Source organism: Paraburkholderia sp. BR14320, assembly GCF_040948665.1.
In the GTDB taxonomy this organism is placed as follows: domain Bacteria; phylum Pseudomonadota; class Gammaproteobacteria; order Burkholderiales; family Burkholderiaceae; genus Paraburkholderia; species Paraburkholderia youngii.
This window is the reverse complement of record NZ_JBFPKG010000368.1, coordinates 1-254: the sequence shown is the minus strand read 5'-3', so window position 1 is coordinate 254 and position 254 is coordinate 1. Positions and strand designations below refer to the sequence as shown.

The 254-nt window shown below is 55.9% G+C and carries 1 pseudogene; it reads left to right on the top strand.

From position 1 onward, the window contains the following. A pseudogene (locus AB3X89_RS40685) lies at positions 1 to 128 on the top strand (ATP-binding protein); the annotation flags it as partial. Positions 129 to 254: the final 126 nt, after the last annotated feature.

Here is a 254-nt window from a genome sequence, read left to right as displayed (position 1 = left end):
AAAAACTCACGCTGGCCGAGTTCGACTGGTCGTTCAATCCGAAAATCCCGCGTCAGGCCTGCTTCCAACTCAACGCGCTGAAGTTCATCGCCGCGGGCGAGAACGGGCTGATCATCGGCAAACCTGGTGTGAACTTTCGCCGTTAAGGAGCCGAAACCGTTTTCGGCATAAAGGCGCCAGGGACTTTTCGGCGTTTAGGCGCCGCAAGTCTTTCGGCGTATAGATGCCAGTAGATTTTCGCCGTAAAGGCGCCA